The following is a 631-nucleotide window of genomic DNA, read 5'->3' as shown; positions in this document are numbered from 1 at the left end:
CGAAGCGCAATGGGCGAAGAGTTCGGCCTGTTCGGGGCCAGTCAGTGCGGCCAGCCCATCCCAGAGATCAGCGACTTTGGCCGGGAGCCGTTTGCGCCAGCTATCGTGCCGGGCCTCGATCGCCTTGGCATAGACGCTGTCACGAAGCCCTTCGGGCTGCGAATGGAAGGTCGTGCCCCGCACGCTGACCTCCATCGCGAAGCCGTACTGGCTGCCGCCGTAGAACACGTCCTGGCAGAACTTGTGCAGGACGGCGACGAAGGCGACCGAGGGATCGGTGGCGAGCTTGTCGCGGAGCGCGAGGGTGCGATCGGCGGTCAGCTCCGTGATCAGTCGATCGGGGAGCGGCTTGATCGTGTCGTCCTCGTCCTCCTCCTCGGGCTCGGCAGGTTTGCCGCAGATGGTGATGACCGCGCGCTGGACCGAAGGCGACGCCGGATAGTCAGCGTCATCGTCGCCGCCATCCTGCTCTTCACCCTCGCCATCGCCCGCCTGGTTGGCGATCTCGTCCTCGGGTCGGACATAGCCGCGGTCGATCGACAGCGTGCCGTCGGCGTCCAGGCTGACGAAGACCCCGGCGATCGCGATGTCGGCGGGTTCGTAGTGGACCGGCCGCTCGTCGAAGCTGGCG

General features: G+C 67.0%; 1 protein-coding gene. It reads right to left on the bottom strand.

Annotated elements, in window-relative coordinates:
* Positions 1–631: hypothetical protein (locus AACY08_RS27945; protein ID WP_339472336.1), on the bottom strand; the 631-nt coding region annotated here is incomplete at both ends.

It is taken from the genome of Pseudomonas sp. EL_65y_Pfl1_R83, from assembly GCF_963970695.1.
GTDB classification, from domain to species: Bacteria; Pseudomonadota; Gammaproteobacteria; order Pseudomonadales; family Pseudomonadaceae; genus Aquipseudomonas; species Aquipseudomonas tritici.
The sequence above is the reverse complement of the archived record's forward strand: the minus strand, read 5'-3'. Positions and strand labels throughout refer to the sequence as shown.